Annotated in this window: 2 protein-coding genes; both read left to right on the top strand. The window is 62.8% G+C overall.

Annotated features, from left to right (window positions below):
• Nucleotides 1-3 precede the first annotated feature (3 nt).
• On the top strand, nucleotides 4-1218 hold the full coding sequence (locus ENZ75_RS25990; RefSeq protein ID WP_024503844.1) for a deoxyguanosinetriphosphate triphosphohydrolase: 1215 nt from the start codon (nucleotides 4-6) through the stop codon (nucleotides 1216-1218).
• A 75-nt stretch (nucleotides 1219-1293) separates the two neighbouring features.
• Nucleotides 1294-3051, top strand: coding sequence for an arginine--tRNA ligase (argS, locus tag ENZ75_RS25985; RefSeq protein WP_063168120.1), 1758 nt, complete (start codon nucleotides 1294-1296; stop codon nucleotides 3049-3051).
• Nucleotides 3052-3317: the final 266 nt, after the last annotated feature.

Below are 3317 nucleotides of genomic sequence, written 5' to 3'. Positions count from 1 at the left end.
GCCATGACCAGTGAGTTGGGCGACATCGGATTCGGCTATCGGCCACGCGCCGCCTATGCCTGCGATCCGGCAAACTCGCGCGGGCGGCTGTTCGACGAGGTGGAGAGCCCGACCCGCACGCCATTCCAGCGGGACCGTGACCGCATCATCCATTCGACGGCCTTCCGGCGGCTGAAGCACAAGACGCAGGTCTTCATCGCCCATGAAGGCGACCACTATCGCACCCGGCTGACCCATTCGATCGAAGTGGCGCAGATAGCGCGCGCCCTGGCACGGGCGCTGCGCGGCGACGAGGATCTGGCCGAGGCGGTGGCGCTGGTGCATGATTTCGGCCACACGCCCTTCGGCCACACCGGCGAGGACGCGCTCAACGAGAAGATGGCCGTCTGGGGCGGCTTCGACCACAACGCACAATCGCTGCGCATCGTGACAAGGCTGGAGGCGCGCTACGCCGAGTTCGACGGGCTCAACCTGACCTGGGAAACGCTGGAAGGCCTGGTCAAGCACAATGGGCCGCTGACGGATGCCAACGGCAAGGGTCTGAAAGGGCCGGTGCCACAGGCGATCCGTGATTATTCGCAACTGCACGATCTCGAACTCGACCGGTTCGCCGGCATCGAGGCGCAATGCGCGGCGATCGCCGACGATATCGCCTACAACACGCATGACATCGACGACGGGTTGAGGGCAGGGCTCTTGACGCTGGACATGCTGGAGACGGTTTCGCTGCCGGGAACGATCCTGAAAGGCGTGCGCGAACGCTATCCTTCCCTCGATGCCGTGCGCACCGGCCACGAACTGATGCGGCGGCAGATAACGGCCATGGTCGAGGACGTGATCAGGTCGACGACCGCCAATCTCGATCGCATCAGGCCGCCGAGCGCCGATGCAGTGAGGGCAGCTGGCGAGACGATGGTGGTTTTCTCGGCCGAAATGGCTGCCCTGGAGAAGGAACTGAAGGCCTTTCTGTACAAGCACCTCTACCGGCACGCCGAGGTTATGAGGGTGCGCGCGGATGCCGAGCAGATCGTCAAGGATCTGTTCGACGCCTATTTCGCCGATCCGCGCGCCATGCCGGATGGCTGGCGCGAGGGGCTGGATCGGGCCGATGATCGCATCAAGGCGCGCAGCGTCGCCGACTTCCTGGCGGGTATGACCGACACCTACGCGCTCAAGGAACACCGGCGTTTGTTTGACCATACGCCTGAATTGGGCTAGGGCGGGCTCGATTTTGCCGGCCAACGAGCCGGATTCGCTGCAAAGCCGCCAGAGCCAGACCCCAGAGTCACACAAATGAACATCTTCGCCGATTTCACCGCGCGAATCATAAAAGCCGTCGAAGCGCTTGATCTGAAAGACAAAGACGGCATTTCGCCTGACCTGTCGCGCATTGCCGTTGAGCCGCCGCGCGACGCCAGCCATGGCGACCTGGCGACCAATGCGGCAATGGTGCTGGCCAAGCCGACCGGCCAGAACCCGCGCGCGCTGGCCGAAAGACTGGCGCAGGCGCTGCGCGACGACAAGGATGTCGCGGCAACAGAGGTGGCCGGCCCCGGTTTCGTCAATCTCAGGCTGAAGGACGGCTTCTGGCAGACACATCTGACCGCACTGCTCGGCGAGGGCCGCAACTATGGCCGCTCGATGGTTGGCGGCGGCAGGAAGACCAATGTCGAATATGTCTCGGCCAATCCGACCGGACCGATGCATGTCGGCCATTGCCGGGGTGCTGTCGTCGGCGATGCACTTGCCAATCTGATGGCCTTCGCCGGTTACGACGTGACCAAAGAATACGTCATCAACGACGCCGGCTCGCAGATCGACGTGCTCGGCCGTTCCGCATTCCTGCGTTACCGCGAAGCGCTGGGTGACGACATCGGCGAGATTCCGAGCGGGCTTTATCCGGGTGATTACCTGGTGCCAGTTGGTCAGGCGCTGGTCGCGGAATTCGGCCGCTCGCTGCTGCAGATGCCCGATGACGAGGCGCTCGCCATCGTCAAGGATCGCACCATCGATGCGATGATGGCGATGATCCGCGAGGACCTGGCGATGCTCAACGTGCATCACGACGTGTTCTTCTCCGAGCGCACGCTGCACGCCGACAATGCCAGGAAGATCCGATCCGCGATCAACGATCTGACGCTGAAGGGCCATATCTACAAGGGCAAGCTGCCGCCGCCCAAGGGCGAGAAACCCGACGATTGGGAGGACCGCGAGCAGACGCTGTTCCGCTCGACCGCGGTCGGCGACGACATGGACCGGGCGCTGGTCAAGTCGGACGGCTCATTCACCTATTTCGCCGCCGACGTTGCCTATCTCAAGGACAAGGTCGATCGCGGCTTCGTCGACCTGATCTATGTGCTCGGCGCCGACCATGGCGGCTACGTCAAGCGGCTGGAAGCCCTGGCGCGGGCGATTGCCGGCGAAGAGGTCAAGCTCACCGTGCTGCTTTGCAATCTGGTCAAGCTGTTTCGCGAGGGCGAACCGGTGCGTATGTCGAAGCGGTCGGGCGATTTCGTGACGCTGCGCGAAGTGGTGGAGGAGGTGGGCCGCGACGCGATCCGCTTCATGATGCTCTATCGCAAGAACGATGCGCCGCTGGATTTCGATTTCGCCAAGGTGACCGAGCAGTCCAAGGACAATCCGGTGTTCTATGTCCAGTACGCCTCGGCGCGCTGTCATTCGGTGTTCCGGCAGGCGAGCGAGCAACTGGGCGAAGCCAATTTCGACCGCAACAGCCTGGCGTCCGCCGCGGCATTGCTGACCGACGAGGGCGAGATCGGCCTGATCCGCAAGCTTGCCGAATACCCGCGGCTGATCGAGTCCGCCGCCCTTGCGCTCGAGCCGCATCGGCTGGCATTTTACCTCTATGATCTGGCTTCCAGCTTCCACGGGCACTGGAACCGTGGCACGGATAATCCGGACTTACGTTTTGTTAAGGTTAACGACCGACAATTGACGCATGCCAGACTAGGGCTGGTGCAGGCTGTTTCGGACGTTTTGACGTCCGGCCTGACGTTGATCGGGGCCGCCGCGCCCACTGAAATGCGTTAGGTTTGACTAAATAACCTGTCACCTTTTGCCCACATTGCGCTGGTAAGGGCCAACCCTACGCGACGTCCATGGCGTCCGAATGAGTGCGAGTTCGGGAACAATAATGGCAGACAGAACCCAGCTGAGAGTAGCCGACAACAACGACATCGCTGAGGATGATCCGTTCGCGGAACTGACCAGGATCATGGGATTCGACCCGCGCCAGCCGGTCAGGCCGCAATCGCCCGCCCAGCCGCAGGCCCCAGCCGCCGATCACGGGCTCGAAG

Source organism: Mesorhizobium sp. M7A.F.Ca.CA.002.04.1.1, from assembly GCF_004022805.1.
GTDB classification, from domain to species: Bacteria; Pseudomonadota; Alphaproteobacteria; order Rhizobiales; family Rhizobiaceae; genus Mesorhizobium; species Mesorhizobium ciceri.
This window is presented reverse-complemented; position numbering and strand designations above follow the sequence as displayed.